General features: G+C 53.0%; 21 protein-coding genes and 1 tRNA gene. 4 read left to right on the top strand and 18 right to left on the bottom strand.

The genetic code is table 11. The features are described from left to right. Positions 1-78: 78 nt before the first annotated feature. The 3 genes from ACNKIB_RS04760 (at position 79) to ACNKIB_RS04750 (ending at position 1,885) form a co-directional block, all read left to right on the top strand. Positions 79-1,302 carry a cofactor-independent phosphoglycerate mutase gene (locus ACNKIB_RS04760; RefSeq protein ID WP_417909402.1) on the top strand — a complete coding sequence of 408 codons (1,224 nt, stop codon included), beginning with the start codon at positions 79-81 and terminating at the stop codon, positions 1,300-1,302. Beyond that, on the top strand, positions 1,295-1,747 hold the full coding sequence (locus tag ACNKIB_RS04755; protein ID WP_417909401.1) for an acyl-CoA thioesterase: 453 nt from the start codon (positions 1,295-1,297) through the stop codon (positions 1,745-1,747). The genes ACNKIB_RS04760 and ACNKIB_RS04755 overlap by 8 nt, the downstream gene beginning before the upstream one ends. Positions 1,748-1,808: 61 nt before the next feature. Next, positions 1,809-1,885, top strand: a tRNA-Met gene (locus ACNKIB_RS04750). 67 nt (positions 1,886-1,952) lie between these two features. Here the strand turns inward: ACNKIB_RS04750 and ACNKIB_RS04745 are convergent. The 12 genes from ACNKIB_RS04745 to ACNKIB_RS04690 form a co-directional block, all read right to left on the bottom strand. Then, a complete protein-coding gene (locus ACNKIB_RS04745; protein WP_417909400.1) occupies positions 1,953-2,150 on the bottom strand; it encodes a hypothetical protein in 198 nt (65 codons plus the stop codon). Positions 2,151-2,288: 138 nt separating this feature from the next. Next, positions 2,289-4,259 carry a bifunctional aldolase/short-chain dehydrogenase gene (locus ACNKIB_RS04740; RefSeq protein ID WP_417909399.1) on the bottom strand — a complete coding sequence of 657 codons (1,971 nt, stop codon included), beginning with the start codon at positions 4,257-4,259 and terminating at the stop codon, positions 2,289-2,291. Positions 4,260-4,662: 403 nt separating this feature from the next. Continuing rightward, entirely contained in the window at positions 4,663-5,475 is an 813-nt protein-coding gene (locus ACNKIB_RS04735; RefSeq protein ID WP_417909398.1) for a ZIP family metal transporter, read from the bottom strand. Continuing rightward, positions 5,476-6,990 carry an MBOAT family O-acyltransferase gene (locus tag ACNKIB_RS04730; protein WP_417909397.1) on the bottom strand — a complete coding sequence of 505 codons (1,515 nt, stop codon included), beginning with the start codon at positions 6,988-6,990 and terminating at the stop codon, positions 5,476-5,478. 36 nt (positions 6,991-7,026) lie between these two features. Continuing rightward, positions 7,027-8,205, bottom strand: a complete 1,179-nt coding sequence (locus ACNKIB_RS04725) for a hypothetical protein (RefSeq protein WP_417909396.1) — start codon at positions 8,203-8,205, stop codon at positions 7,027-7,029. Positions 8,206-8,216: 11 nt separating this feature from the next. Beyond that, positions 8,217-10,349 carry a glycosyltransferase family 4 protein gene (locus ACNKIB_RS04720; protein WP_417909395.1) on the bottom strand — a complete coding sequence of 711 codons (2,133 nt, stop codon included), beginning with the start codon at positions 10,347-10,349 and terminating at the stop codon, positions 8,217-8,219. Further along, positions 10,346-10,555 carry a hypothetical protein gene (locus ACNKIB_RS04715; protein WP_417909394.1) on the bottom strand — a complete coding sequence of 70 codons (210 nt, stop codon included), beginning with the start codon at positions 10,553-10,555 and terminating at the stop codon, positions 10,346-10,348. The genes ACNKIB_RS04720 and ACNKIB_RS04715 overlap by 4 nt, the downstream gene beginning before the upstream one ends. Before the next feature lie 61 nt (positions 10,556-10,616). Continuing rightward, positions 10,617-10,793: a hypothetical protein gene (locus ACNKIB_RS04710; RefSeq protein WP_417909393.1), complete on the bottom strand. Its 177-nt coding sequence runs from the start codon at positions 10,791-10,793 to the stop codon at positions 10,617-10,619. A 264-nt stretch (positions 10,794-11,057) separates the two neighbouring features. Next, positions 11,058-13,349, bottom strand: a complete 2,292-nt coding sequence (locus ACNKIB_RS04705; RefSeq protein WP_417909392.1) for a methyltransferase domain-containing protein — start codon at positions 13,347-13,349, stop codon at positions 11,058-11,060. After that, a complete protein-coding gene (locus ACNKIB_RS04700) occupies positions 13,350-14,249 on the bottom strand; it encodes a glycosyltransferase (RefSeq protein ID WP_417909391.1) in 900 nt (299 codons plus the stop codon). It lies immediately after the preceding gene. Positions 14,250-14,252: 3 nt separating this feature from the next. Further along, positions 14,253-15,734: a glycosyltransferase family 2 protein gene (locus ACNKIB_RS04695; protein ID WP_417909390.1), complete on the bottom strand. Its 1,482-nt coding sequence runs from the start codon at positions 15,732-15,734 to the stop codon at positions 14,253-14,255. Positions 15,735-15,845: 111 nt separating this feature from the next. Continuing rightward, the gene (locus ACNKIB_RS04690) at positions 15,846-16,982 is read right to left on the bottom strand and encodes a class I SAM-dependent methyltransferase (protein ID WP_417909389.1); all 1,137 of its coding nucleotides are present in this window, start codon (positions 16,980-16,982) and stop codon (positions 15,846-15,848) included. 24 nt (positions 16,983-17,006) lie between these two features. Here ACNKIB_RS04690 and ACNKIB_RS04685 point away from each other — a divergent pair, with 24 nt between their 5' ends. Further along, on the top strand, positions 17,007-17,174 hold the full coding sequence (locus tag ACNKIB_RS04685) for a hypothetical protein (protein WP_417909388.1): 168 nt from the start codon (positions 17,007-17,009) through the stop codon (positions 17,172-17,174). A 177-nt stretch (positions 17,175-17,351) separates the two neighbouring features. Here ACNKIB_RS04685 and ACNKIB_RS04680 read toward each other — a convergent pair whose 3' ends face one another. The 6 genes from ACNKIB_RS04680 to ACNKIB_RS04655 form a co-directional block, all read right to left on the bottom strand. Beyond that, positions 17,352-18,662 carry an ABC transporter ATP-binding protein gene (locus tag ACNKIB_RS04680; RefSeq protein ID WP_417909387.1) on the bottom strand — a complete coding sequence of 437 codons (1,311 nt, stop codon included), beginning with the start codon at positions 18,660-18,662 and terminating at the stop codon, positions 17,352-17,354. Positions 18,663-18,665: 3 nt separating this feature from the next. After that, positions 18,666-19,466 carry an ABC transporter permease gene (locus tag ACNKIB_RS04675; RefSeq protein ID WP_417909386.1) on the bottom strand — a complete coding sequence of 267 codons (801 nt, stop codon included), beginning with the start codon at positions 19,464-19,466 and terminating at the stop codon, positions 18,666-18,668. Beyond that, entirely contained in the window at positions 19,467-20,426 is a 960-nt protein-coding gene (gene fcl / locus ACNKIB_RS04670) for a GDP-L-fucose synthase (protein WP_417909385.1), read from the bottom strand. Positions 20,427-20,751: 325 nt separating this feature from the next. Continuing rightward, a complete protein-coding gene (locus ACNKIB_RS04665) occupies positions 20,752-22,047 on the bottom strand; it encodes a peptidoglycan-binding protein (RefSeq protein ID WP_417909384.1) in 1,296 nt (431 codons plus the stop codon). A gap of 473 nt (positions 22,048-22,520) precedes the next feature. Continuing rightward, on the bottom strand, positions 22,521-24,119 hold the full coding sequence (locus ACNKIB_RS04660; RefSeq protein WP_417909383.1) for a DUF445 family protein: 1,599 nt from the start codon (positions 24,117-24,119) through the stop codon (positions 22,521-22,523). Between the two features lie 72 nt (positions 24,120-24,191). Beyond that, on the bottom strand, positions 24,192-24,801 hold a 610-nt coding region (locus tag ACNKIB_RS04655), incomplete at its 5' end, for a hypothetical protein (protein ID WP_417909382.1).

The following is a 24,801-nucleotide window of genomic DNA, read 5'->3' as shown; positions in this document are numbered from 1 at the left end:
ACCGCGTCCGTCCTTGTTTCTTGGAGGACAGCAACCGACGCAGGATGTCTTCCCCTGCGCCAATCACTACATATCACCATGAAATATATCCTCCTCATTGGCGACGGCATGGGCGACACGCCCGTTCCTGCGCTTGGCAACAAGACCCCGCTGGAAGCGGCGCACAAGCCTGCTATTGACCGGCTCTGCGCGCTGGCCGAGCCGCTGCTGGTGCGCACTGTGCCGCCAGGTTATCCGCCTGGCAGCGACGTGGCTAATCTCTCCCTGCTCGGCTATGAGCCAGAGAACTGCTACACAGGCCGGGCACCACTGGAAGCAGCTAGCATGGGCCTGGCTGTACCGTCGAACGGCGCGGCCTTCCGCTGCAACTTAGTCACAGTGCGCTATGAGGACAACGACTGCCTGACCATGCTCGACTACAGCGCAGGCCATATCAGCACCGCTGAGGCCGCCGAGCTGATCACTGCCATTCAAGATGCCTGGGGCACGGACAAGCTCAGGCTCTATCCAGGCGTGAGCTATCGCCATTTGCTCATCCACCAAGGCCTGGTGCCAGAGGGACTGCGCACCGTGCCGCCGCACGACTGGATGGACAAGGAGGTGACTGAGTTCTATCAGCAGCAGCTGGCTGTTGCTTACCTTGCTGACCTGCTGCGCGGGGCAAGGGCAGTGCTGGCCGAGCACCCGATCAACCAGAAGCGCCTGGCCGCTGGCAAGAACCCTGCCAATGCTATCTGGCTCTGGGGGGAAGGCGGCAAACCGGCAATGGCTCCCCTGCGCCTGCGCTACGGCGTGACTGGCAGCCTGATCTCAGCGGTTGATCTGCTTAAGGGACTGGGCGTATGCAGTGGTCTGGAGGTGCTGAAGGTGGAGGGCGCAACTGGCTATCTCGACACCAACTACCAGGGCAAGGCTGAGGCTGCGCTCAATGCGCTGTGGACGCAGGATTTCGTCTTAGTGCATGTCGAGGCCCCGGATGAGGCCGGGCATCAGGGCGCAGCGCGGGACAAGGTGCAGGCCATCGAGGACTTTGACAGCAAGATCGTTGCCCCGATTGTTGCCGAGATGGATCGGCGCGGCGAGGAGTATCGCTTGGTAGTGACGATGGATCACTACACCCCGATAGCCCGCCGCACCCACGAAGACTGGCCCGTGCCCATGTTCCTCTATGATTCCAGGGGAGCAGGCCGGAAGTCAGGAGTCAGCTACACTGAGGCGAACATCAAGGCGACTGCGGAATACATCGAGAGCGGAGCCAAGTTCTTTGCCCGCTTTGTCCAGCACGAGGCGCAACATGGCTGATCTCAGCATGGAGCTGGGCGAGCTGGTCTTTCGGCTCCAGTATCGGGTCATCTACGGTGATACCGATGCGGGCGGCTTGGTCTATAACGCCAACTATCTCCGCTTCATGGAAATGGGCCGCACCGAGATGATGCGCAGTCACGGCCTGCCCTATAGCGAGATGGAGAAGGAGGGCATCATCCTGCCGGTAACAGAGTGCTACCTGCGCTACAAGGCCTCGGGTCGTTATGACGACCTGATCACGATTGCCACCTCAATGGCCGAGCTGACCCGGCATACTGTCCGCTTCCATTACCGGATTAGCTGCCTGCGGGAGGAAAAGGAGCTGTTGCTGGTCAAGGGCTTCACTAAGCACGCCTGTATCGACCGGCAGGGCAAGCTGAGGCCCTTCCCGGACAAGGTGCTGGCGCAGATCAGCATGATACGGTCGCAGGAAGAAAGTTGAGGGCAAGGGAGTTTTGCTGTTGACAGCCAGGTAGGGATAGACTATAGTATTCGGCACGCGTCGCGGGGTGGAGCAGTCTGGTAGCTCGTCGGGCTCATAACCCGAAGGTCATCGGTTCAAATCCGGTCCCCGCTACCACAAGGAAATACAAGGGTCTCAGGCAGTAGCCTGAGACCCTTTTCTTATTGTACATAGCTAGTTTCATTTAGCCTGTTACGGTGTCTTGCTCCTCCACAGTAATGGCATCATCAGGCAAGTCCTCAATAATGGCATCCGGTGGTAGATCGGCGATGATGCCATTGCCAATAACGAAGCCTTCAGCAACAGCCTCGCTGTCTCTTGACGATGCTGCATTGAACACGGCCCGCAGGCTGGAAGCGATGCAGACTGGTTTCTTGTTCATAGCAGACTCCTTATCAGTATGGTGATGGAACTGTCTCATGCTCTATAAAGAGCGTACAGGATATCACCCCTAACTGTAAGGGCCTACTGCGTCAGAAAAGAGAACTCATGCGGCAAAGGGACATGCCCTATCCCCTCCTCAGATCACCCGATCATTGCCGCCATCTACTGGCACTTGCGCCGCCGTAGTGCAAGCAAAGAGCGGGCCACACAACTCCGCTGCTAGTTCTGCCACATCAAGGCTGCGTACCTCTCTGCCTAATACATTGTTGGTCTTATATTGCTGTACGGTGAGTCCATAATGGGCTGCCCTGGTCTGTAAGACCTCATCTGTCCAGATGCCCGTGTCAAACACCGCATTTGGATGCAGGGCATTGATACGTATACCATCCTTACCCCATTCAAGGGCAGTAACCCGCATCAATTGGGTAAGCGCAGCCTTAGAAACAGAGTAGGCCGCTGCCCCAGGACCAGGCGCAGGCACATTCTTGGAGCCAATAACTACGACCCTGCCTGTATTGGGTGCGGCCTTGAGCAAAGGATGCGTTTCGCGCAGCAAGGTCAGATTAGCATCCAGATTCACATGCAGTACGCGACTCCACTCGGCACCAGACAGCTCGGCTACCGCTTTGCTGGCTGGGAAGATGCCTGCATTCAGTACCAGCATATCCAAACCACCAAAATGGCGTACAGTCTGATCCAAGGCTGCCGCAACTTGGCTCTCATCGCTGATATCACAGCGCAGACCAAGGAACGCGCTCGAAGAAGATACCGCACTAATGCGCGCATCAATATCCAGACCCACCACAGCGGCACCGCGCTTGAGGAAAGACTGCACGCAGGCTTTGCCAATCCCTGAAGCCGCGCCAGTGATCAGGGCAATTTCCCCACTGAAAAGAGCTGCCTTGCCCCCTTTTTTCAGCTTGGCTTGCTCTAAATCCCAGTATTCCACAGCAAAGAGATCACTAGTCGGCAAGGGCTGCCAGCCACCAAGCTGTTCAGCTCTGAGGATGCAGTCCATTGTATGCTGATAGATATCCGTAACGATATCTACTTCAGTCGTAGATGCACCTACACAACAGAGGCCAAGATGCTGATCTAAGATCACTCGTGGTGCTGGATCAAGCATGGTCTTGCGCTCGTTGGCTGCGGGTTCGTGAGCTTGGAAATAATGGCAGTAGTTCTCTGCGTAGTGCTCCACATCTCGGCCAATCATTGGTACTGCTTTAGTACGGATAACATGATCCGGGGTGGCTGGGCCGCGCTGACTCATCTGGCTCACATCAGCCCGCCGGGCAAAGGCCAAACCGCGCTGGTTGTTGGTCACATTGAGCAGCATGGGTCGGCCTGTCTTGACTGATACAGCTTGCCGCAGTTGGGCGACTTCACCGCGATGAAAGTGCAGCTCTTCTTCAACTGGTGTGCCAAGCTCCCAAGCCTGGTGCGCGCGCAGATAATTCTCTGCCAGATCCACCAAGCTGATCATGCGTTCGTAGGACTCCTGTGCAGTATCACCGAAAGAGAATATGCCATGATTCATCAGCACCATACCAATACATTGTGGCCCAGCCTGCGCAGTAAAGATGCGGCCTGCCTCGCGTGCTAGATCAAAGCCAGGCATCACATAGGGCACGATAACAACACGCTCACCATAGATCTCCTGGATGCGTTGTTGTCCATCCTTGGTATTAGTGATCGTCACTACGGCATCTGCATGGGTATGATCAACATAACGGAAGGGAATAAGGGCATGAAGAATAGTCTCTACCGAAGGTGCCGGTGCATCAGCTCTGACTGTATGGATCCGTAATTCATTGACCATCTCTGGATCAGAGAGTGCCTCTAACTGTGCGAGCCTAAGGAGTGGCTGTAAGCGTACAGGGGCAAAGCCTGCTGCCTCAATGCTGACCAAATCCCAACCACTGCCTTTGACATACAATATCTCCTCTTGATCACCCAAGACATTCGTGGTCTTGATCTTCACAGAAGTATTACCACCGCCATGCAGTACCAAGGCTGGTTCCTGGCCAAGCAGTCGCGAAGAATAGACCCGCAAAGCCAGCTCATCAGCGCAGGCCAAGGCCTCTTGTTGCTTCCATAAACTCTGCATTATTCCTCAAAGGCTGTCTGGATAATAAACCCTAAATATCATGTATCGGCACCGCCCGGCTACAGCTATTCAGCAGGAGGAATGCGGTAAGAAGAAGGTGCTTTCTCATTATCGTTTACGCTGGCCTACGCCATCAATTCATGCTGATTGTTATCGGATAATGATGCACTGTATTCTTTCAGCTCATGAGTGTCAAGCATGATATAACCAAGACAGCCGAACTCAGCTGATGTTCTTGACCAACTATGGTAATAGTTGCCGCTCAACTATGGTGATAGTTGCAGACCAACATGCGTAATAGTTGCCGACCAACATGCATGCATGTTGCCTCGCAACACTAGGTATAGGAATACGGCAAAGAGGGGGGTAACTAGGGGATTTGCTACAGAGAAAGGAGGCCCAATTATCCTAGGGCCACATCGAGGATCATCATCACGGTAAAGCCGACCATGGTAGCCATAGTCACCAGATCAATATGTTCATATTTGCGCTGTGACTCTGGGATAAGTTCCTCCACCACCACGAAGATCATGGCACCGGCAGCAAAGCAGAGGGCGTAGGGCAAAATGCCCTGCATCTTGAGAACAAATAGGGCACCGACAACTGCGGCAATAGGTTCGACCATGCCAGACAACTGGCCGAGAAAGAAGCTCTTCCACTGCGACATACCCTCTCTGCGAAGAGGCATGGCAACAGCAGTTCCTTCCGGGAAGTTTTGCAGCCCAATGCCAATGGTTAAGGCAATGGCTCCACCAAGGGTTGCAGAAGGCAGATGTGCAGCTGCGGCCCCGAAAGCTACCCCGACTGCCAGGCCCTCTGGAATATTATGCAAGGTGATGGCCAATACTAACAGTGTGCTGCGTTGAAGCGAGGTTTTAATCCCCTCTTTCTTGTCCATGCCTAAGCCCGGATGCAGGTGAGGGAGGAGCCTGTCTGTCAAGCGCATGAAGAGGCCACCTGCCATGAAACCGACTGCTGCTGTCAGCCAAGGAAGCTGACCAAGTTGCTCGGCCATGTCGATCCCAGGTGCTAATAGTGACCAGAAGCTTGCTGCAATCATTACACCGGCAGCAAAGCCGAGCATGGCGTCCATCAAGCGTTCACTTACCCTCTTGGTAAGGAAGACAAGTGCAGCACCAGCAGCAGTGACTGCCCAGGTAAACAACGCAGCAATAAAGGCCTGTAGAACAGGGCTGTGTGAGAGGAAGGTATTCATTTAGAAATTAAAATACAAGAATGCTGAAGGGGCGATCTGAACCAGGCGATACAGGGCCATCGAAAACATGATGCCGCTTACCAAGGCCCAATAGCAGTTGGGCTGAAAGTGGAAGAGGGTTTGGCGCAGCCTATTGCCCTGCTGATTGCCCTTTTCCTCTGTAGAGAAGGTACCCTGTAGCCCGCCAATCTGGCAGGAATTTGGCAGGAAGAAGAGGACTAGGCCGAATAACAGCAGATACCAGCGCATCTGGCCGGGCAGAAGCAATGTTCCAGTGGTGCCGAGCCAGTCCAACAGCCCTATGTGGTGCAGCAGTCCTGCCATCCTTGCGCTGAAGGTTACGCCGTTCAGTCCGGCCATTCCCTTTAACACCCGCAGCCCTTCCTCCAGATTTGTCGCCCGGAAGATCACCCAAGACGTGCTGATAAAAAGAAAGGTACAAAGCCAGCCAAGAAGAGCAGGCATTCGCAGACCAAGGCCTTTCCAGAGGCGATGAACAACCAAGGCTGTGCCGTGGAGCAATCCCCAAAGGACAAACGTCCAGCCAGCACCGTGCCACAACCCAGCCAGCAGAAAGGTGAGCAGTAGGTTCAGGCAGGTTTTGTACTGACCTTGCCTACTGCCACCCAAGGGAATGTACAGATAGTCCCTAAGCCAGCGTGATAAGGTTATATGCCACCGTCGCCAGAACTCCTGAATACTGGTTGCTTGATAGGGGGAATCAAAGTTGATCGGCAGGACGATGTTGAAGAACAGGGCAGAGCCGATGGCCATGTCTGTGTAGCCAGAGAAATCGAAATACAGCTGAAACGTATAGCTAAAGGCCGTGCCCCAGGCATCAAAAAACGTCAGGGTTTTGGCAGCAAAGCCTGCACCTGCCCAGCCTGCAAATTGGTCGGCAATCCAGACTTTTTTGAACAGGCCTAAGGAAAAGAAGATGATGCCCAAGGCAGTATTGCGCGAGGAGAACACTCTGTTCCGCAAACGGCTGAACTGGGGCATGAGTTCATGATGCCGAGAGATCGGGCCAGCGGAAAGCAGTGGGAAAAAGGTGACAAAGAGACAGTAGCTGAAAAAATTGTGATTGCCGACCTGCTCCCGGCTGCAATCAACCAGATAGGCGATCTGCTGGAAGGTGAAAAAGCTAATCGCGAGCGGCAGAGCCAGATGCGGTAAAGGAAAAGAGGCTCCTAGCAGGTTGACATTCTCCAGAAAAAAAAGCGCGTATTTGTAATAACCGAGCAGGCCGAGGTTGAAAAGAATGCCAAACGCGAGGATGAGGCGGCGACTTTTGTTGCCTTGTCGGCGCAGTGAGCTCCCAAAGGCGAAGTTAACCACGATGGAGGCGGTGATAAGCGGCAGAGAGGAGGCACTCCCATAGCCGTAAAAGAACAGCGAGGCCAGTACCAGCCAAACTGTTGCTGCGGTCACGAACCGCCAGTGGTTGAGGAGAAAATAACCGGCGATGACGCAGGGCAGAAAGAAAACAATATACAGAGAAGAATTAAACAGCATAGCCTGTGCGGGTCTCCGGGGCAGAGTTACGGATGCTTACGGCTTCAGGCACTTCTGAAATATTTCGGCAACGCCTTGCAGATCGTAGCGTTTAGCCAGCTCCTCAGTCTCTCTGAGATACGTGGCAAGATTCGCTTCGGTCAGCAAACTGCTTTTTTCTGCCATCAGATGCAGAATTTTGGCATTAATGTCTTTGTGATAATGGCTCTGATCCTTGTAATTGGCCAGATCAGCGGTGAAGTCCTGACTATCAAAGCCGAAGATCTGCGCATTGGGATATTTTCCCGCTGTCTTAACGACATGCTGAACGAACATCTGATACGTTTGGTAATAGCCGCTGTAATACTGGGCCTGCATAGCGTACCAGAGTCGAGAATAGGGCGGAAAAAAAAGCAAGAACTGCGTATCAGGATGCTCTTGGAGAAAAGGCAGCAGATGCTGATCAAAAGAAGAGCTGCTGTTGCCGTGACATTCAGCGATGAGCGCATCACTCCAGATATCTTTTTTCCCTTTCTGCACGCTAGCGGCTACTCGGATGATTTCTTCTAAAAAGATTTTGAACGGCGGAGACTGCTTTGTCCATGCACACCAGGCCTTAGTGCCGCCAAACGCCTTGGTGTAATAAGGAAACCACTTGTACAGCTCTTCCAAGGATTTTACGCGCGCTGAACCGGGAATCTCATCCCAGCAGGAGTTGTTCTGCATAAAATTCCAGCAGCGGAGCAGCTGGACATCAAAATAAAGACGGAAGTCATCCAAGGGATTGCGGTTGTAGAGAAAGACAAATTTCTCCGGCGGCATATCTTTGCTGTACTGACCAGCGTGGACATAGGGCAAATGATCCAGCGAAATAATAACCTGTCTGACCTTTTTCTTGCGGAAAAGATGCTGAAGCACAATTTGCCGCTCGCTGAACAAGGAACCAGCCATAGAAAGATTGACAAACTTGCCGCTCAGGATTGCTGATGCTTCCTTGGCAGAAAAATTTTCCGCCATGCTGTTGCCAAGGATTACCGAATCAAATTCATAGCTGTTGATAAGGCCTGCATTTTGAAAGCGGGCATTACTGATAAATACTGGTTTTCTGAACCAAGGCTGATGAAAAAGCTGCCAAGGATCAAAAAGGTAGGCATACAGTAGCAGGATACCGAAGAGGGGTAAGACGGTACAGAAAAAACGTCTGGAATATTGCTGGTGTGGTTTGGCGCGTCCCATTGGGGGCAAAATCAGAGATTTTTCTTAAAGAGCTGAAGCAGTCGTTTCCAGCGCGGAACTGTTCTGTCGGTAAGACAGACCTGATGCTGTTTAAAAAAATGCTGCGGGCTAGTCTCTTTCAGCTTAATCCTGATTTCAAGCAGATCATCAAGCGCAGCCTTGTCCTGCTCTATTTTCGGCATGATCAGAAAGGGATCTGCACCACAGGAAAAGACAATATCTTTTCGCTCAGGAAAGATCCACGTCAAATCAGCACTCAGCAGGAGTAACTGAAACTCCTCCTGCTTTTGCAGCCGCATGATTTCTCTGTCCTGAGTCTTGTTGTGCACGGTGATAGAGGCCAGTTCAAGGAGAGCAGCGCGACAGCTGGGATCAAGCCGGAGCCAGAGCGGGGATTCCTGAACCGACAGCTCAAAGGAGACTGTTGTCCATTCGTCGCTTGGATAAGGCTGGAGCAGCGATTTCTTCCTGTTGAATTTTCCAGCTCCGTCCCAATGCAGCCGCATGGAATTTCTACTGTCGCCAGCCTCATGCGTTTGACGTTCAGTGATACTGAGCTGCTGCATACCGGTTTCTTTCAACCTAACTGAGACTTCGAGCAGGTCGCCGAGGGCTACGCTGTTTTCCTCAAGCCGTGGCAAGAGGATGATTGGCGCATGGCCATAGGTGAAGAGGAGATTTTTTCGTTCAGGACAAATCCACTTCAAATCCTGTGCTAAGAAAAGAAGCTGGAACTCCTCCTGCTCCCTGAAGGCCATGATTTCTCTGTCCTGGCTTATGTTCCGCACAGTGATAAAAGCCAGTTCGGTGATACCGATACGGAGGCTAGGATCAAGCCGGAGCCAGAGAGGTGTTTCTTCAACTGGCAATTCAAAGGAGAGCGTTGTCCATTCTCCACTCAGATAATGCCGATGCTGTAATTTTCTGTCAGTGAATTCGCCTTGGCCATCCCAGTAGAAGCGGCAAAAGTTATTCCGATTCACCGCTGCTCCTGTCCAATCAGCCTGTTCCCGGGCGGCAAAGGCTTCTTGTATCTTGGCATTGATAGAGGGTTGCAGGCTATCAAGCAGCTCCTTGGTGTAGCGCACTAGATACTCCCGGCTGACCGGTTTTCCCGCGACTATTTCGCGCAAGGCCTGTTCAAACTGGGTAGAGCAGATTTCCCAATCCGGCCAAGCCGCTGCTGTTTCCGCTGCACCCTGCTTGAGCCGGGCCAGTTCCTGCGGATTGTCTTTGAGATGCTGGAGAAGTCGAACAACCTCCTGCTCGTTATCCTTGGCCACCACATAGCTATTCTGATCGTGGACAATGTACTCGTCATGACCAGTGACATCATAGACCAATGCTGTGCCACCACAGTGAAACATCTCCAGCGGCGGGCCGAACATTCCCTCTACATAACTCAGTTTGAGTACCAGATCGCAGGAACGGTACACCGCAGGAGTTTCATGGATGGGTATCTGGGAGAAAACCCGGTCAACTCCAGGGTACTGCTGAATAGCCGAGGAGGTAAGCAGCCAGATTTCATCCACACCCGCCTCTTTGGCCAGCTTGATTGCCGTCGGCACGTTCTTAAAGAACACATCAACCGGCCCTTCCACCAGCACCCGAAAGCGATCCGGCTTACGGAGATCAATTGTCTCGCCATCTACAGTATAGATGTCCTTGCGAATGCCGTTACGGACCAGCCAAGCCTGGTTATTGTAGTTCTTGTAGAGATATTCCTGAATCCAAGCCGCCTCAGTGAGCATTGGAACGGCATAGGAGTATGTTTTATCACACATCTCCCGCCAGATGATCCTGTCTAGGTTTTTGTAGTGCTGCGGATCTGGCGGCGGAAAGAATCGGCTTTCAATGGACTGGACAAAATAGGCATAATGCACTGATTGCAGCTCGGAGAACAGCAAAGGAGTCTTCCACCACGTGGCAAGAAGCACATCGAAAGATTCTGCTCGCGCTTGTTCAAGATAAAGCCAGTCCAACTCATGGGCGCAAGGGTGCCAACTATATTCAGCGGCGTTGACTTCATGCCGGGTAATGATGGCAACTTGGTGTCCTCTGCGCTTGAGGCGGGAGGCATGTTCGTAGATGACGTAGCTGCCGCCGCTGATGCCGGGTGAACCAAGCAAAAAGCCAATCTTCATGCCAGCCAAGCCTTCAGTTGCCAGGAGGACATGGCGACAAACTGGCCAATGCGCCAGCGTTGCGAGGAAAGAACCACATTGAGATGTTTTTCAGTCGCCCGCTGTTCATTGAGCCTGCTGATGACAAAATTTTTACAGATCACGCTCAGGATCACCCTGGAAAAGGCCTGGGGAAGATTCGTCCATGCCTGCGAGCCTATTAACATTATGTACCCTCATCGCAAATAAACGAACCTACCAATCAGTTCACTAGGCAAGAGGAAAAATTCAAAGTAAGTTCAGCAGATCACGATATTCTGAGCAACCGCGTAATACCTCTTTCGCTTCCTTTTTTGCTCGCTGGCCAAGGAGTTTGGCTCGGCCAAAGAGGAGTTCTGCCGACTTGCAAAGGAGTTTGAGTCGGCAGCAAAGAAGTCTGGCCGAGTACCAAAGGAGTTTGGCCAAGCCGCAAAGGAGTCTTGCCGACTTGGCAAGGAGTTTGAGTCGGCCAAACTCCTTTGTGGCTAATCAGGAAAGGAGTTCTGCCAAGCAAAACTCCTCTTCTGCCGACTCCAACTCCTTTCTGGCCGAGCCAAACTCCTTTCTCAACGAGCACTACTCTTCCCAAAACTCCTCTGCAAGCAGGAAAATGCCACCTCATTCCAACAGGAAGCCGCATGAGTTCTCTGCCCGGCAAATAGGCTCTTCTTGGCTCTGCGCTTGATGCACTTAAAACTGGAACGGAGAGAATTTTAACTTCCGCAGAAGTCTGCCTACGCATGTTCTACGGACGGCATCAAGTTTGTATTCCAAGGCAACAAGGCGTTCACGCATGATGGCCATGTGTTCCTGGAGTTCCCCTAAACGCCGCTGTTCTTCTTGCAACCGGACCTGTTCTTTTGCCAAGTGGAGCCGGGCAGTCTCTTGCATGTTGGCCAGTAAACGTCGCTGGGTCTGGATCTCGTCAAGAACAACCAGGTAATCTGCGGACTGCGGCCAGTCTATGACCACTTCAAACAGCAAACGCCCCTGTCCGCTCTGCTCGGTGACGAATTCAGGCAGTTCAATGATAACCTGCGGATCCTGCCCAACAGAGAGGAACACCTCGCCAAGAGCTGAAGAACAGTAATGCAGATTCTCCAAAATGGCAAGTTCCGCGATTCTGTGGCTGCCGACCGCCTCCCAGAGGACACGACCCTGCTCCGAATCGGCAGTGGCCTGCCAGAGTGTCAGGCGATGCAGATGGAGCAGGCCAGGTCTGTCCGCTGGATCAAAGCGGAGGATCTTCAGCTGCTCGACAGGATCAGGCAGGGCAAAGAAAAGCGTCTGCTGCTCGCGTCCTGTCTGGCCGTGCACCGTCAGACTGTTGTTGGCAGACAAGGGAGTGGTCTCTGTCACCCAATACAGCTCAGTTTTGAACAGTGTACTCTGGTATGTCCTGATAGCCTGCTGAAAGGGTTGGTACAGAACCGCCCGTACCTGCTCTACGCCTTGGCTCGGATCAATGCTGTGCTGGACACGCCCTTCTTGTTCGATAAAGGATGGTTGTTGTTCCAAGGAAAGGAGCTGAAAACCGAAGTGGATAAATTCAGCGATATTGGTCAGCTTCTCCTCAACCAGGCGGCAGCTGAGATGCGCATCATGGGCAAAGCCAAACCAGAGCAGGGCACGGAATAGGATGAATTCAGGACTGATATCAGCGCAGTCCACACCCCATTCCTGATCAAATACCTGATAGTGACCGTTGGCATCAAAGATGATATTAAAGGGCAACAGATCAAGATACCGGCCTGGTTGTTCAGCTTGCTGGAGTGTTACCTTCAGAAACTGATAATATTCCTGGAGCAGTTTTTTAAAATCACCTGTCCTGCCACTCATGACTAAGGCATCAAGCCACAATTCGGCAAGCAGCGGGCCTCGGATATAGGTATGGGAGGAAGGCTCATGCGATACTGCGGCATGATCGCTAATGTCTGGGGCTTTTTTTTCCTCAACCTGCTTCTTAACTACTACCGGCAGTTGTTTTTCCTTGTAGGTAAGCGTATGGTATTTGCGCTGCCGTTGGCTTTTCGAGAGCCTGATAAAATCATAGAGAAAAACCTCGGTCAATACGGCCTGTTTCTTGGCGGCAACAAGGAGAAAGGAGTTGGCAAAATCCTGGAGATGACCGGCCTGATGGAGTGATTTCCAATAGAGAAATTCATCCTGATCTGGTAACCAGTCCGGTACGGATACATCCCGCGATCTCATCCGGTAGAGGAGAGAATGGGCATAGGGATCAGTACGGATAAAATCATCAGAGAGCATCAGATGCGCAAACTGGTGATCCGGGAAGGGGTAGAGAAAACGGTGATGCGGTATATCCGCTTGCCGCAGGATATCCAGCCATTCGTTGCGGCAGAACATCCAGGGACTCTGTTCACGTGAACCGTAGCCCCACAAACCAGCATACGGTCTGCCATAATACTCTTCTGTCGCTCCCAGCCAGTACTTTAAGCCCAGTCGGTTGCCGGTACCAAGAACAAGCAGCCCGTTTTCAGTTAGGAGACTCATGAGTATCCGCAGAGATGCGGCAATCTCTCCGACTGCGCTGACTCCCTGTTCTCTGCTGTCGCCGCCTTGCAGAACCGTCTCCAGCAACTCAGCCAGAGGTGGCACCAATAGGACGAGATCGTAGGTCTTTTCCAGGGCCGCAGTAATCTCATCTGCGTCTGCGGCAAAGGTGACGTTGGCCATATCTGCGCAGCGCAGCTTGGCCGCTGCGAGACAATTCGGCCCCGTCTTGATTCCTGTGACCTGGTGGCCTTGCTCGCCAAGGTATCTGGATAGTATTCCGCTTGAACAGCCAATCTCTAAGACATTCAGTTCCGGCCCAAGTGCCAAGAGACGCAGGATATTGGTCCGGTCTGGATTGAGATGGCACTCTGTTACGCCGTTGACCCAGCTCCTTGCCAGTTCCGGGGAATTGACAGAGGTATCCTCAACGGTTGCCAAAAGATGTTGCACAAATTGGATGTCCATTTATGCTGTTCCGGCAAGAGGGCCGAATTTTCCGATCAGACCATGCAGTAGGCCTTTCAACACCATCTGCAATTCCACCTTTTTTTTCTCTTTAATGCAGAAAAAAGTATGGCGCAGATGGAGGGCCGTCCAATATGGGAAGAGAATCGGAATGGATAAACGCAGATGTTTGCGAATATACAAAAAACGATTGCGGACTGTGTAGTATGTATAGATTCCGCCTCGATTTCCATGCGAGGCGGAGAGATCATGCACCGCAGAGGCAAGAGGCTGTACTGTTATGCGGCAGTAACCAGTTGAGGTGAGCATTTTTTTCCGCGCTCTTGTGCAAAAATCGGCAACCTCACCGCTGAAAAAAAAATCTTCATCCAGCAGGCCAATCAGGTCAAACAGGGATGCACGGAGCAGACAGACAGTACCAGAGACATAGGCAACATCGTAAAGCGCATCTGACTGAACAGGAGTCTTGAAATGGGAGATATAATGACGGCCTATATCCCTGCCACCCGCGTTGAGTATCGCGCCGCCGGGTTTGTCGCGGATAATCGGCCCGACGATACCCAAGTTTGGCTCCGTAGCCATTGCCTGTTCTAAGAGCCGAAAATCCTTTTCCTCAATTCTGGCATCGTTGTTCATCAACAGGATAAACTCGTGACCTTCACTCACGGCCCTACGGATGCCGACATTATTGCCGCCTGCATAACCAAGGTTTTGATCGTTCCAGATAAATACGGCAGCCAGACCGCTGTTGCGCAGCTTTTCCTTGTCCTTCGGAGCTGAGTTGTTGTCTACAACATAGATGGTCTTTTCCTCGCTGAGAAAGGACTGTAGATGCCGGACACACCCAATCGTCTCTTCAGCGGCATTCCAGTTAAGGATGATGATGCCGGTTCGTTTCATGGCTTAGTCTAGCCGCTTATGTTCAAGGTAATGCAGCAGGGGATGCACCTCGGAAGGTAGATGTTGGCGTTTTCTATACATTTCTGGGGCAAACGAGGCATTCGGTTTTCGGTTTTCTTTCCACCCTGCTTCACAGTAATGGATCAGTGGATCCGTTCCTTGAAAAAAGACATCTGGGTATTCAGCCAGATAAAATTTTCGATCAAAAAGACCAGAACGGGAAATAGCGCGATACGCCCTGCTGGTAAAAAATAGCCATATCCTTTTGACCGTATTTTTAAAGGAACATGAATGCGCTGCCGCCTTTTTCCCGATATATTCTTTCAGAGCGGCGAGCAGATGTTGAGAAGTGGCAAGCTCATCTTTGAGCTTTTTGATAATATGTTCAGGAACACTGTCGCCGATAATGAGATACTCCAAATCAATGATTAGGCTTAGTTCGCTCTGCGGCTGTGCATTTGTGTGGAGCATCAGCCGAGGCTCTTTGGTGTTGAAAAAATGGAGACTGCTCTCAGTAAGTACCGCATTGCTCGTAAAAAACACATCCTCTGCGGTTTTCTCGCCATTCCGCAACTGCACGGCATTGATGCTGATGATTGCCTGCTCATTGAGCAGGCGTAATTCCAGGAGAGCATTATTCTTCAGCCTGATTTGCTCAAAGACCAAGGTCTTGGTCTGGATGTCCACCTTTCTGGTGCCTAACACCTCCTGCGTATCGCTGTTTCGCTCACGGCTAAAAAGGACAGCCTCCAGATACACACCCTTGATGTCAACCAATCGGTCAAAAAGGACAGCTATATGCTGTCGATAGAGGGCTTCATGTTTATGAAAAATTTTGACCAGAGTCTCGACCTTCTGCTTTTTTTCCCGGCTGCGCAGCATGGAATCGGAGCGGATTCGGTAGTCAAAGAGTATTTCTGGAATTCTCTTGACCTGCCGTCCACGCTCAATCAGGGAGAGCCAGAAATCATAATCCTCCCAGCCGTAGATCATTGCAGGGTCAAAGCCTCCTCCCTCCTCCCAGTCCACTCTTCTGAAAAAGGCAGTGCAGAAGATGACGTTATTGAGCAGCATTTCCTCCAGACTATAGTCAGGCAGCAACCACTCGCTGTTCCGGTCGCCGAAATATTGCCCCTTGCAGTAAACAATGCCTAATTCCGGGTCAGCATCTAGCAGACGGACAGCCTGCTCCAGATAGGTCGGGCCGATACGGTCGTCTGCATCCAACGGCAGGATATACTCCCCCACCGCCTCCCGAATACCATTATTCCTGGCTGACGATAAGCCTTGGTTGGAGGTCGTGATGACACGGGTTTTGTCCCGTGTACAGTCAGCTAGGATATGGTTGGTCTCATTGTCTGTGGATCCATCGTTGACAATAATAATCTCAAAGTCCTGGTATGTCTGTGCGAGGACTGAACCAACCGCTTCATCGACAAACTGTCCCTGATTGAAGCAGGGGATAATGACAGAAACGCGCGGCATTGAGTTCCGTTACTTGAGCCAGTTAAAATAAACCCATATCTTCAACTATGACTTCCATAGCCTGTGTTTTGTTCAACCCAGCAATGAAAGCAAACTCAAAGGAAACGACCTTCATGACAACAGGGCCTTCAGTTTCCGGTACGGTGCGGCGATAAGATTGCCGATGCGCCAGCGTTTTGAGGAAAGAACCTCGTTAAGATGTTTTTCCGTGACCGCCAGCCGTTCATTCAGAGTTCTAATGATTGAATTCTGTTCTCTCAGTAACTGTTTATCGGCAACAAAAATGCTTTCCGGCACAAGCGCAAGCTCTGCGCTAGGCCTTTCACTTTTTTTGTAGATCACATTCAGTACCACCCTGGAAAAGGCCAGAGGGACATCCAACTTTTTGGTCAGGAAATAATGACGCAGCAGCTCCTCCTCAAAATGCACATCCACCCAGCTCAGAATTTCCTCCTCAAAGCCATGCGCGACAAGATAGCTGCCGTGATCCTTGCCCAGAGCCAGTTCAAAATCATGAAAGCTCGCACCCCGACCCCAGCGCATGATCGAGGTGTCCAACTCCTGCAAGGACATGGAATCAGCTTTGGCAAAGCAGCCGCCAAAGCCTTCTCTGGGAGAGTGGTCCGCATAGCGGGCATACAGTGTTGCGGGCAAGAGATGAAGAAACGGCAGGAGCGACGTGTGAAAATCGGTGTATTGCAAAAGATTCGGGGTTTCCGTGACAACCAGCAAACCATCTGGATTTAACAGCTGCCAGCACAGCTTAAGGGTCTCGTGCCGCTCGCGAATGGTTTGGTGCTCCAGTACGGCAAAAAGCAAAACGATATCTGCGCCGTTGGGATGATTTTTCCGCAGGGTTTCAACCAACTGCTCTGCCTCGACAAGATGCAGATCCACGTTGTTCAGCCCCATCACCTTCAGCCGCGCCTGCGCTCCGGCCAGAGCCTGCCCGTCAATGTCGTAGCCATCTATCTTTTCGACAAAATGGGCAAAGGCAGCGGTGCTGGAGCCAGTGCCACTGCCGATCTCCACCAAGGTTTTGCCGCGCAGGTCGATCTGCCGGGCCACCCACGGCACCACATGGGTCAGCGAATTGTTGTAACGGCGGAAGACATTAGCCTTGATGTCCTCCTGCCCGGTTTCTGTCTGGAGAAAGGCCTGGTCGTAGTTTTTAAAATAGGTGGCCAGCAGGGCTTCTTCAATCTGCCGCAATGTGCCGCTGTCGTTTATAATGTGTTGCTCATACATCGTGTTTCTTTGTTGGCAGATTGATTGGAGCCTGTTGATTTTTGCTTCTTGGTGAATCTCGAACAGCGAATTTCTGTCGACCTTTTCCTGTTTGCCAAGGAGTTTGGCTCGATAGAAGAGGAGTTCTGCCAACTTGCAAAGGAGTTGTACTCGGCAGAAGAGGAGTTCGGCTTGGCCAAACTGCTTTCCTAGTCAGCCGCAAAGGAGTTTGGCCGACTCAAACTCCTTTGCAAGTCAGCAAGATTCCTTTGCGGCTTGGCTAAACTCCTTTCTTGCCGAGTACAACTCCTTTGCAAGTTGGCAGAACTCCTCTTCTATCGAGCCAAACTCCTTGGTAAACGACTCGTTCTTATCTGGTGTGAACAGGCACTAGAGTGCATCCTCAGTTGTCTGCACTGGAGTAATCGCCAGCGAATTCAGCTCATTGTTGAACATCCCATGAATCGAACGCCCAGGAGTTACGGCGGTCAGCGAAACAATGTCATGCGCCCAGCACTGCACCACATGGCCTAATGCGACCTCTCCCTGGCCAATGCCAACGGTGATGGTGTATTTGTAAGGATATACTTCCGGCCAGTAAAAGGAATACTCGACAAGGCTATGTCCGGCAGCCAAGTGCGGGGCGGGTGCGTTCAGGCAGAGGCTGTTTTCCCCGAACAAGGCATTGCCAATCCGGTCTTTGACATTGTAGCCGAAAATCAGCTCATCCAAATCGGTTGCGGCATGAACCAGTAGGCGGATGGTGATCAGGTCGCCTTTCTGCACCAGATTGACTGGCTTGCCCTCGCAGGTGATGCTCAGGTATTCAATCACCACCTGCTCGACCCCAGAGCGTTTTTCCGGCGGCACTTTGATCCATTCGGCAAAGTCCTCTGGCAAACCAGCACTGACAGCAGGGGAAGAGAGGGAGGTCTCGCGCTTAACCCGCTTCTTGCCACCGCTAAACTGCTCCTCGTGGAGGATTTTAGTGTATTTGCTCACCGCCTGCACTGGGGCGCCGTCAAAGGTCACGCGCCCGTTTTCCAGCAGCAGCACCCGATTACAGAGGTTGACGATGGAGTGCATGTCGTGGCTGACCAAAACGATGGTGCAGCCTTCCATCATCTTCTTCATGTGGGTCATGCACTTCTGCTGGAAGAAGATGTCGCCAACAGCAAGGGCCTCGTCCACGATCAGGATTTCCGGCTGGACGCTGACTGCGGCGGCAAAGGCGAGGCGGATGTACATGCCGCTGGAATAGGTCTTCACCGGGCGGTCAATGAACTCGCCAATGTCGGCGAACTCGGCGATGCGCTGGAAGCGGGCATCGGTGTCCTCTTCGGAGATGCCCTGAATCGCTGTATTTAGATACACATTCTCCCGGCCTGTGAATTCCGGGTTAAAGCCTGCGCCTAGCTCCAGCAGGGCGGAGATGCGGCCATTGACCTGCACCGTGCCGCTCGTCGGCTGCTGAATGCCGGTGATGAGCTGGAGGAGCGAGGACTTGCCGCTGCCGTTGCGCCCAATCAGGCCAAGGGCCTCGCCCCGGTGCAGCTCGAAGCTGACTTTGTCCAAGGCGCAGAAGGGCGTGTGATATTTTCTGCCGCGAGGATGGAATATTTCTAATAGCCGGTGCACCGGCTTGCTATAGAGCGCATAAACCTTGCTCGCCTCGCGGACAGAAATGGCCAAATCAGACATGATTCAGAGCACGTCAGGAAACTGGGGCTTCAGCTTCCTGAAAATATATGCACCGCAGGCCAGTGCCGCTGCCGTGACCGTCCAGAAATAGGCAGTGTGCAGCGGGTGCGACCAGAAGGGCTGAAAGGTGATGAAGGACTCGCGGTAGCCCTGCACAATGTAGTAGGCCGGATTGAGCTTGAGCAGCCGCTGGATGTGCGGACTCATCATCTTGATGTCCCAGAAAATCGGCGTGACCCAGAAGCCGATTTGCAGGGCCACGGCCACGAGCTGGGCAACGTCGCGGACAAAGACGTTGAGCGCAGCTAAGGCCCAAGCAATGCCCAGCGAGAGCGTCAGCAGGCAGAGCAGGTAATACAGGGCTTGCAGATAATAGAGACTGAAAGGCATTTGCTGAAAAATCAGCAGTACCAGTAGCACAGCGAGAAAGATACCGTGTGTCGCCAAGCTGGACAGAATTTTCACCAGCGGCAGCAGCTGGGAGGAAAAGAGCGTTTTCTTGACCAGATGGGCATGGGCGATGATGATGCCGGTCGAGCCGCTGACAATATCGGAAAAGATGTACCACGGGGCCAGACCAGCGGTGAGCCAGACGACAAAAGGCACGTCATTGAGCGGCTGAGTCTTGAAGCCGACGCTGAAAACGAACCAGAAGACCGTGATCATCACCACCGGATGAATCAACGTCCAGAGTAGCCCCAACGAGGAGGCAACATACTGGGCGCGCAGCTCCCGCGCCGCCATCGCAGCGATCAGTTTGCGCCGGTCATAGAGCAGACGGAGAAAGGCGAGCAGGCTGTTCATTTACAAGCGGGCCTGCTGTTCATGATCGAGAAACCACTGGTAAGTGGCGGCAATGCCGTCCCGCAGGCTAATTTTACTCTGCCAGCCCAAGGCGGTGAGTTTGGTGACATCCAGCAGTTTTCTGGGTGTGCCGTCAGGCATGGCGGTGTTGTAGCGGAGTCCGCCTCGAAAGCCGACAATTTCTTTGACCAAGGCGGCCAGTTCGGCGATAGTGACTTCCTGCCCTGAACCGACATTGATGATTTCTCCGCCGCTGTACTTATCCATCAGGAAGAGGCAGGCGGAAGCAAGGTCGTCAACGTGAAGAAACTCCCGCTTTGGCGTGCCGCTGCCCCAGATTTCCACCTCCGGCAGCTGATTCAGCTTGGCCTCGTGGAATTTCCTGATAAGCGCAGACAAGACATGCGAGCTGTGCAAGTCGAAATTGTCGTGCGGCCCGTAGAGATTGGTGGGCATCAAGCTGATGGCATCAAAGCCGTGCTGTTGCCGATAGGCTTGGCAAAGCTTAATACCTGCAATCTTGGCCACAGCATACCATTCATTTGTCGGCTCCAATGTGCCGCTGAGGAGATGCTCCTCTTTCATCGGCTGCGGCGCGAACTTGGGGTAAATGCAGGACGAACCGAGAAAGAGCAGCTTCTTCACCCCGCTGCGCCAGGCCGCGTCAATGATATTGGTCTGGATCAGCAGGTTGTCGCGGATGAAATCCGCCGGGCTGCTGTTGTTGGCGTGAATGCCGCCGACCTTGGCCGCCGCAAGAAAAACGAATTCAGGCCGCGCCTCGGTGAAAAAGCCGCGCACAGCAGCCTGATCGGTCAAATCCAGCTCGGCACGGCTGCGGGTAAGCAGATTCGTGCAGCCCGCTTGCGTCAGCGCACGGCAGATCGCGCTGCCGACTAAGCCGCGATGACCAGCGACGTAGATGGATGAGGAAGAAGTGAGGCGCGAACAGGCAGACATAGCTATTATTTTTGCTCTTTATTGCGAAGCTCAGGGGAGAATACCCCTTCGCTGGCGACACTCATTTATTACACAACACCCTAAGGGACAGGGTAATGTAGTCACAAGGCAAATAATAGCCCTTAATGCTCAATTTGACAAGGTGGATTGACAGAAGACACAACAGGTAGGAATTCTTGTCACTGATCAACACGACAGAATAAAACGACTTTTTCCCTTAGGAAGGGATGCCGCTGTCAGAGTTTGGAGAGTTTAAGAGTAGAAATAAAAAAGGCAGGGACTCTAAAAAAAGCATCCCTGCCTTACAACTAACTCAGTTTAGTGTTTACTCGTAAACACCCAGAGCTTCGAGAGTCTCGATGGTCATGCCACCACCCTCTGGCAAGCCCTTGGACCGCTGGAAGGCCCGGATAGCTTGCTGAGTCTGCTCATTGTAGTTGCCGTCAATCGGGCCAGGGTCAAAGCCTTCCTGAGACAGTGCTTTCTGAACGCCCAGCACCTTGCTGTCTTTGATTTGATCCTCGCACAACACTGCCCGCCAAACGATCTGGCTGTCGCTGATTTTGACGCGCTTGGTGATTGTCTGGTACTCAGCAGGTACCGGAATACGACGCTCGCTCGCCTCCTGCACAACCTCTTTGACACGGATAGTCTTGTACTCAGCAGGTACAGGAATCCTGACCGTCTTAGCCGGCTCGATCATGACCTTTTTCCTGACGGTCTGGTACTCGGCGGGGATAACTTCCTTCTCTACCCGGGCCGGAGCAACCAACACATCTTTGGTGATGGTCTCGAACTCAGCCGGAATGGTGACTTGCTTCTCTTGCGGAGGAGTGACCAATATCTTTTTGATCACGGTCTTGTACATTGCCGGAGTCTCGACCAAGCACAGGGTCTCGCAATCAGTCAGACCAAGCTTTACATCTTCAGGAGAGCAAGGCACTGCAGTTCTGATCCATTTAGTGGAAGCAGCCTGCACCAGCACTTTCTGCTTCACCGTTCTAAAGACCGGTGGAGTGGTAACGATCCGAGTAGAGGCGGGTTTGATTACAACCTGCTCCTGCCGGGTCTCATACTGAGCAGGAATAGCCCGTAACCGCTCGGAGGCTGGACGGAGGACGATCCGTTCAGTGCGCCATGCAAACTTCGGCGGGGTGGTTTCAATCCGCTCAGAAGCCTCTTTGGCCACGACCTGCTTATCAACCCATCTGTACTTAGCTGGGATGGTCTCAATCCGCTCGGTAGCGGGTTTAACCATGATCCTCTCGGTCACATTCTTGTATTTCGCAGGAGCGATACAACGGGAGTAGCACTCGCCAGGCTTGGCATTAACTGGCACTCCAGGCGCACCACCGGACAACATCTGATCCGGACCTGCGCTTTGAGTTGCGTCATCATACACAACCTGCTCCTGCTGTGCAGCTGGAGCCTGCTCCTGAACCACCGGCTCCTCTTGCATCGGCTGTAGCTGCTCTACAGTTGGCCCCTGATCCTGAACGCCAGGATTCTCAGGAACATAACCTCCGCCAAAATCCTGCGACGGGGCTGTCGTTCCTGCATTTGCAAAACCGGCCAAAGCCAAGAGAGCTGCCGCTCCAAGAGCCACGCGATCCTTCTTCATTTACCTGCCTCCTTTCCTTTGTTTGTGTGGTTGCAGCATCAATTTAATAACCTGCACATGAATCATGACAGCAGCATCCATACTGAACAGGGATGCTCTTCGTGCTACGCTTTTTCGCATCAGCCAAAACATTGGCCTCCCAGAGAGGGAAACTTAACCTCGCTTGCTGTTGTATACAGCAGATATGAACAGCTGTCAACAGCCTGAAAGGAAGATTCAACATTGCTCTCCTCCCTGAAGTTATGCCCTACTATAGCATGTACCGACAACGATAGCAATACAAAAATCTGTACCATTGTAAAAAAACAACTTCTCACCTGACAATCGTCTATTGATGGGCATGGACAGACTTAAACGAACTGAGTAAGTCGTGATTTTTGAACACAGTGGCACAGCAGTGAGCAAACTGTACCTCCAGTGGAATCGTAACGAGTAAAGCAAGTTATGCGTAAGAGCTGCCCGTTCCCCTCCCTTTACAACAGCCCCATCACCGCTACATTGATCAGGCCGATCAGGAAACCCAGCAGTGCGCCGAACAGATTAATGTACTTGAACTGCTCTTCCATAATCGAGAGGAGCAGGCGTTCAAGCCGTAGCAGATCAAGGGAATCCACCTTATTCCGTACCAGCTCACGGATACGCAGGGATTCAGTCAGACCAGGTACCTCCCGGATCAGCAAGCGGTTGGCCGTGAGGACGAGATAATCAATGATGCTCCTGCGCAACTCAGTAGGCAGCAGATCGCGGAGCACACTGGTAGGCCGGGCCACAAGCTGGTCAAGCAAGGAGTTGATCAGCCTACTGACCAGTCGCCGCAGCGGTTCAGAGTCAGTCAGCGCGTGCAGTTCGTTGCTCAGGGCCTGGCGGAGTTTGCGGCGGCTGGCCAGGGGTAGCCGACCACTCAGGTCAGCCAGACTGATCTGGCCGTGCTCCAGCAATGCCTCCAGCTGCTCCCTCAGTAGGGAGGGCAGCAGTTGACCTTCCGCAAGCGAGGTAAGTAACTGAGTTGCGGCCTGCTGACACACCCGCCGCAGCTGTTCTGGCTCAACCTTGACCAACAACTCGGCCAACGGCGTTGCAAAGAAGGTCTCGGCCTGCTTGCGCAATGCCTCGGCGGTACGTGTCTCGATCTCTGGCTGCTTCATCCAAGCAGCCAAGTTACCCTCGTGCTCGGTCAGCCAGGTACTAATCAGCCCATCCAAGCTGTCCATGTTGAGAAAACCCTTCGCCATAGCTGCCATTGGCCCGAGGTTATCAATGAAATGATCAATGCCACCACGCACGGCCTGGGCCACCTTCGCGCGTATAGAGGGTTCTGCCATAATAACGGCAGCCTCAGCTAAAACCTGCGGGGCGTGCTCGGCGATCAGGGTACAGGCCAGTTCCCGCAGGCTAGTCGGCAGGAGATCCCCAACCGTTTTGCCTGCTACGGCAGCCTCAGTTAGGGCGGTCTCGATCCAGCTAGTCAGCCGCGCGGCAGTAGCGGGTTCAGTCAATACGCCTGTACTCAGAGCGGCCAATGCTGCATACAAATCCTGACGGTCGTCAGGCCGTAGTAGCTCATCCAGCTTGCGGCTGCCGAGTCGTCTGAGCTGATCAGCTAGGGCGACATTCACTGCCTTGGCACAGGCAGGAGAGCGCAAATAGGTCAGAATGCCAGTACGAACCTGGTGCTTGAGGGTGCGCAGGCCAATCTTTGCATGAACGCGAAACGGCTGCGGCACCAGGTTGAGTAGTGGGCCAAGCTCCTTGCCCAGGAAGTCGTTTACCTTCTCCTCAGCAATAAGGCGCAGATGCGCCTGAAACCGTTCAGCGGACATCGCCGCACCAATGTCTTGGGAGGTGAGAAGCTGGTCGCCCACCATCGCCCCTATGTTTTCGGCGAACTGGTGTCGTTTAGAGGGGATAATCCCTGGTGTAAAAGGGACCCTGATCCCACAAATGCGCCAGGGATGCAGAGGTCGGAAGAGCATCCTGATGGCGATATCATTGGTGAGATACCCGATGAACGCGCCTATCAGCGGTGGCCCGCCGTAGGTGTAGAGCAGCTGGGCTGTAAGGTGGAATGCCATGAGACCTCTATGAAGAGCGTGCTACGATATGGTGGTAGGGGGAAGCCCCTGTGCGTGTCATTACCTCTCCCCTCACGTTATCACCAGCACATCCACCAGCCGACACTTGTAGTCATTGCGCAGCATCTCCTTCAGGGCCGCGTACTCAAGCACTCGGATATCCAGAGTAGTGACTGGCGAACCAGCAAAGCCTGGCAAGGTGATGTCGCCGTTTGCGGTGACGTTCACAACTGCGCCTGCCGTCCCACCTTCAGTCATATCCAGCAGATTAAAGCGCAGACAGTCTGCTTGCAGATCCAAGAGCACCTGGATGCGCAGGGTAGCCTCACCGGAAGTGGTACCCCCTACAACCTGCACGTATGGCACATCAGCGGCACCGCTGAGAATACCCGTTGCTTGGCCTAGGTCTAAAGTCGGTATCACCAAGGGCGTGCGCAGCCTGCGCTCGTAGGTGCAAGTGCGCAGGGTGCCGTGCTCGGTGTAGCGGGTGCTCACAGTGATGGTGTACTCATTGTTCCACGGATGGGTCTGGGTAGGAATATCCGGCATGAGCATGATCTCCCTCTGCTCCACCTTGAGAAAGCGGGTCTGCACCTTGCGCCCACTGGCTGTCCCCTCGATCACGCATTCGCCGGTGCCCAGCTTGCGGTCAAAGTAGAGATCAGTGCCGTTCAGCTGGAGC

This window comes from Candidatus Electronema sp. PJ, from assembly GCF_048287395.1.
Taxonomy (GTDB): Bacteria; Desulfobacterota; Desulfobulbia; order Desulfobulbales; family Desulfobulbaceae; genus Electronema.
Note: the sequence above shows the minus strand (reverse complement) of the source record. Positions and strands in the feature narration are given on the sequence as shown.

Coding starts and splice junctions, on each gene's coding strand:
- ACNKIB_RS04760 (WP_417909402.1), top strand. CDS start 79: ATGAAATATATCCTCCTCATTGGCGACGGCATGGGCGACACGCCCGTT.
- ACNKIB_RS04755 (WP_417909401.1), top strand. CDS start 1,295: ATGGCTGATCTCAGCATGGAGCTGGGCGAGCTGGTCTTTCGGCTCCAG.
- ACNKIB_RS04745 (WP_417909400.1), bottom strand. CDS start 2,150: ATGAACAAGAAACCAGTCTGCATCGCTTCCAGCCTGCGGGCCGTGTTC.
- ACNKIB_RS04740 (WP_417909399.1), bottom strand. CDS start 4,259: ATGCAGAGTTTATGGAAGCAACAAGAGGCCTTGGCCTGCGCTGATGAG.
- ACNKIB_RS04735 (WP_417909398.1), bottom strand. CDS start 5,475: ATGAATACCTTCCTCTCACACAGCCCTGTTCTACAGGCCTTTATTGCT.
- ACNKIB_RS04730 (WP_417909397.1), bottom strand. CDS start 6,990: ATGCTGTTTAATTCTTCTCTGTATATTGTTTTCTTTCTGCCCTGCGTC.
- ACNKIB_RS04725 (WP_417909396.1), bottom strand. CDS start 8,205: ATGGGACGCGCCAAACCACACCAGCAATATTCCAGACGTTTTTTCTGT.
- ACNKIB_RS04720 (WP_417909395.1), bottom strand. CDS start 10,349: ATGAAGATTGGCTTTTTGCTTGGTTCACCCGGCATCAGCGGCGGCAGC.
- ACNKIB_RS04715 (WP_417909394.1), bottom strand. CDS start 10,555: ATGTTAATAGGCTCGCAGGCATGGACGAATCTTCCCCAGGCCTTTTCC.
- ACNKIB_RS04705 (WP_417909392.1), bottom strand. CDS start 13,349: ATGGACATCCAATTTGTGCAACATCTTTTGGCAACCGTTGAGGATACC.
- ACNKIB_RS04700 (WP_417909391.1), bottom strand. CDS start 14,249: ATGAAACGAACCGGCATCATCATCCTTAACTGGAATGCCGCTGAAGAG.
- ACNKIB_RS04695 (WP_417909390.1), bottom strand. CDS start 15,734: ATGCCGCGCGTTTCTGTCATTATCCCCTGCTTCAATCAGGGACAGTTT.
- ACNKIB_RS04690 (WP_417909389.1), bottom strand. CDS start 16,982: ATGTATGAGCAACACATTATAAACGACAGCGGCACATTGCGGCAGATT.
- ACNKIB_RS04680 (WP_417909387.1), bottom strand. CDS start 18,662: ATGTCTGATTTGGCCATTTCTGTCCGCGAGGCGAGCAAGGTTTATGCG.
- ACNKIB_RS04675 (WP_417909386.1), bottom strand. CDS start 19,466: ATGAACAGCCTGCTCGCCTTTCTCCGTCTGCTCTATGACCGGCGCAAA.
- fcl (WP_417909385.1), bottom strand. CDS start 20,426: ATGTCTGCCTGTTCGCGCCTCACTTCTTCCTCATCCATCTACGTCGCT.
- ACNKIB_RS04665 (WP_417909384.1), bottom strand. CDS start 22,047: ATGAAGAAGGATCGCGTGGCTCTTGGAGCGGCAGCTCTCTTGGCTTTG.
- ACNKIB_RS04660 (WP_417909383.1), bottom strand. CDS start 24,119: ATGGCATTCCACCTTACAGCCCAGCTGCTCTACACCTACGGCGGGCCA.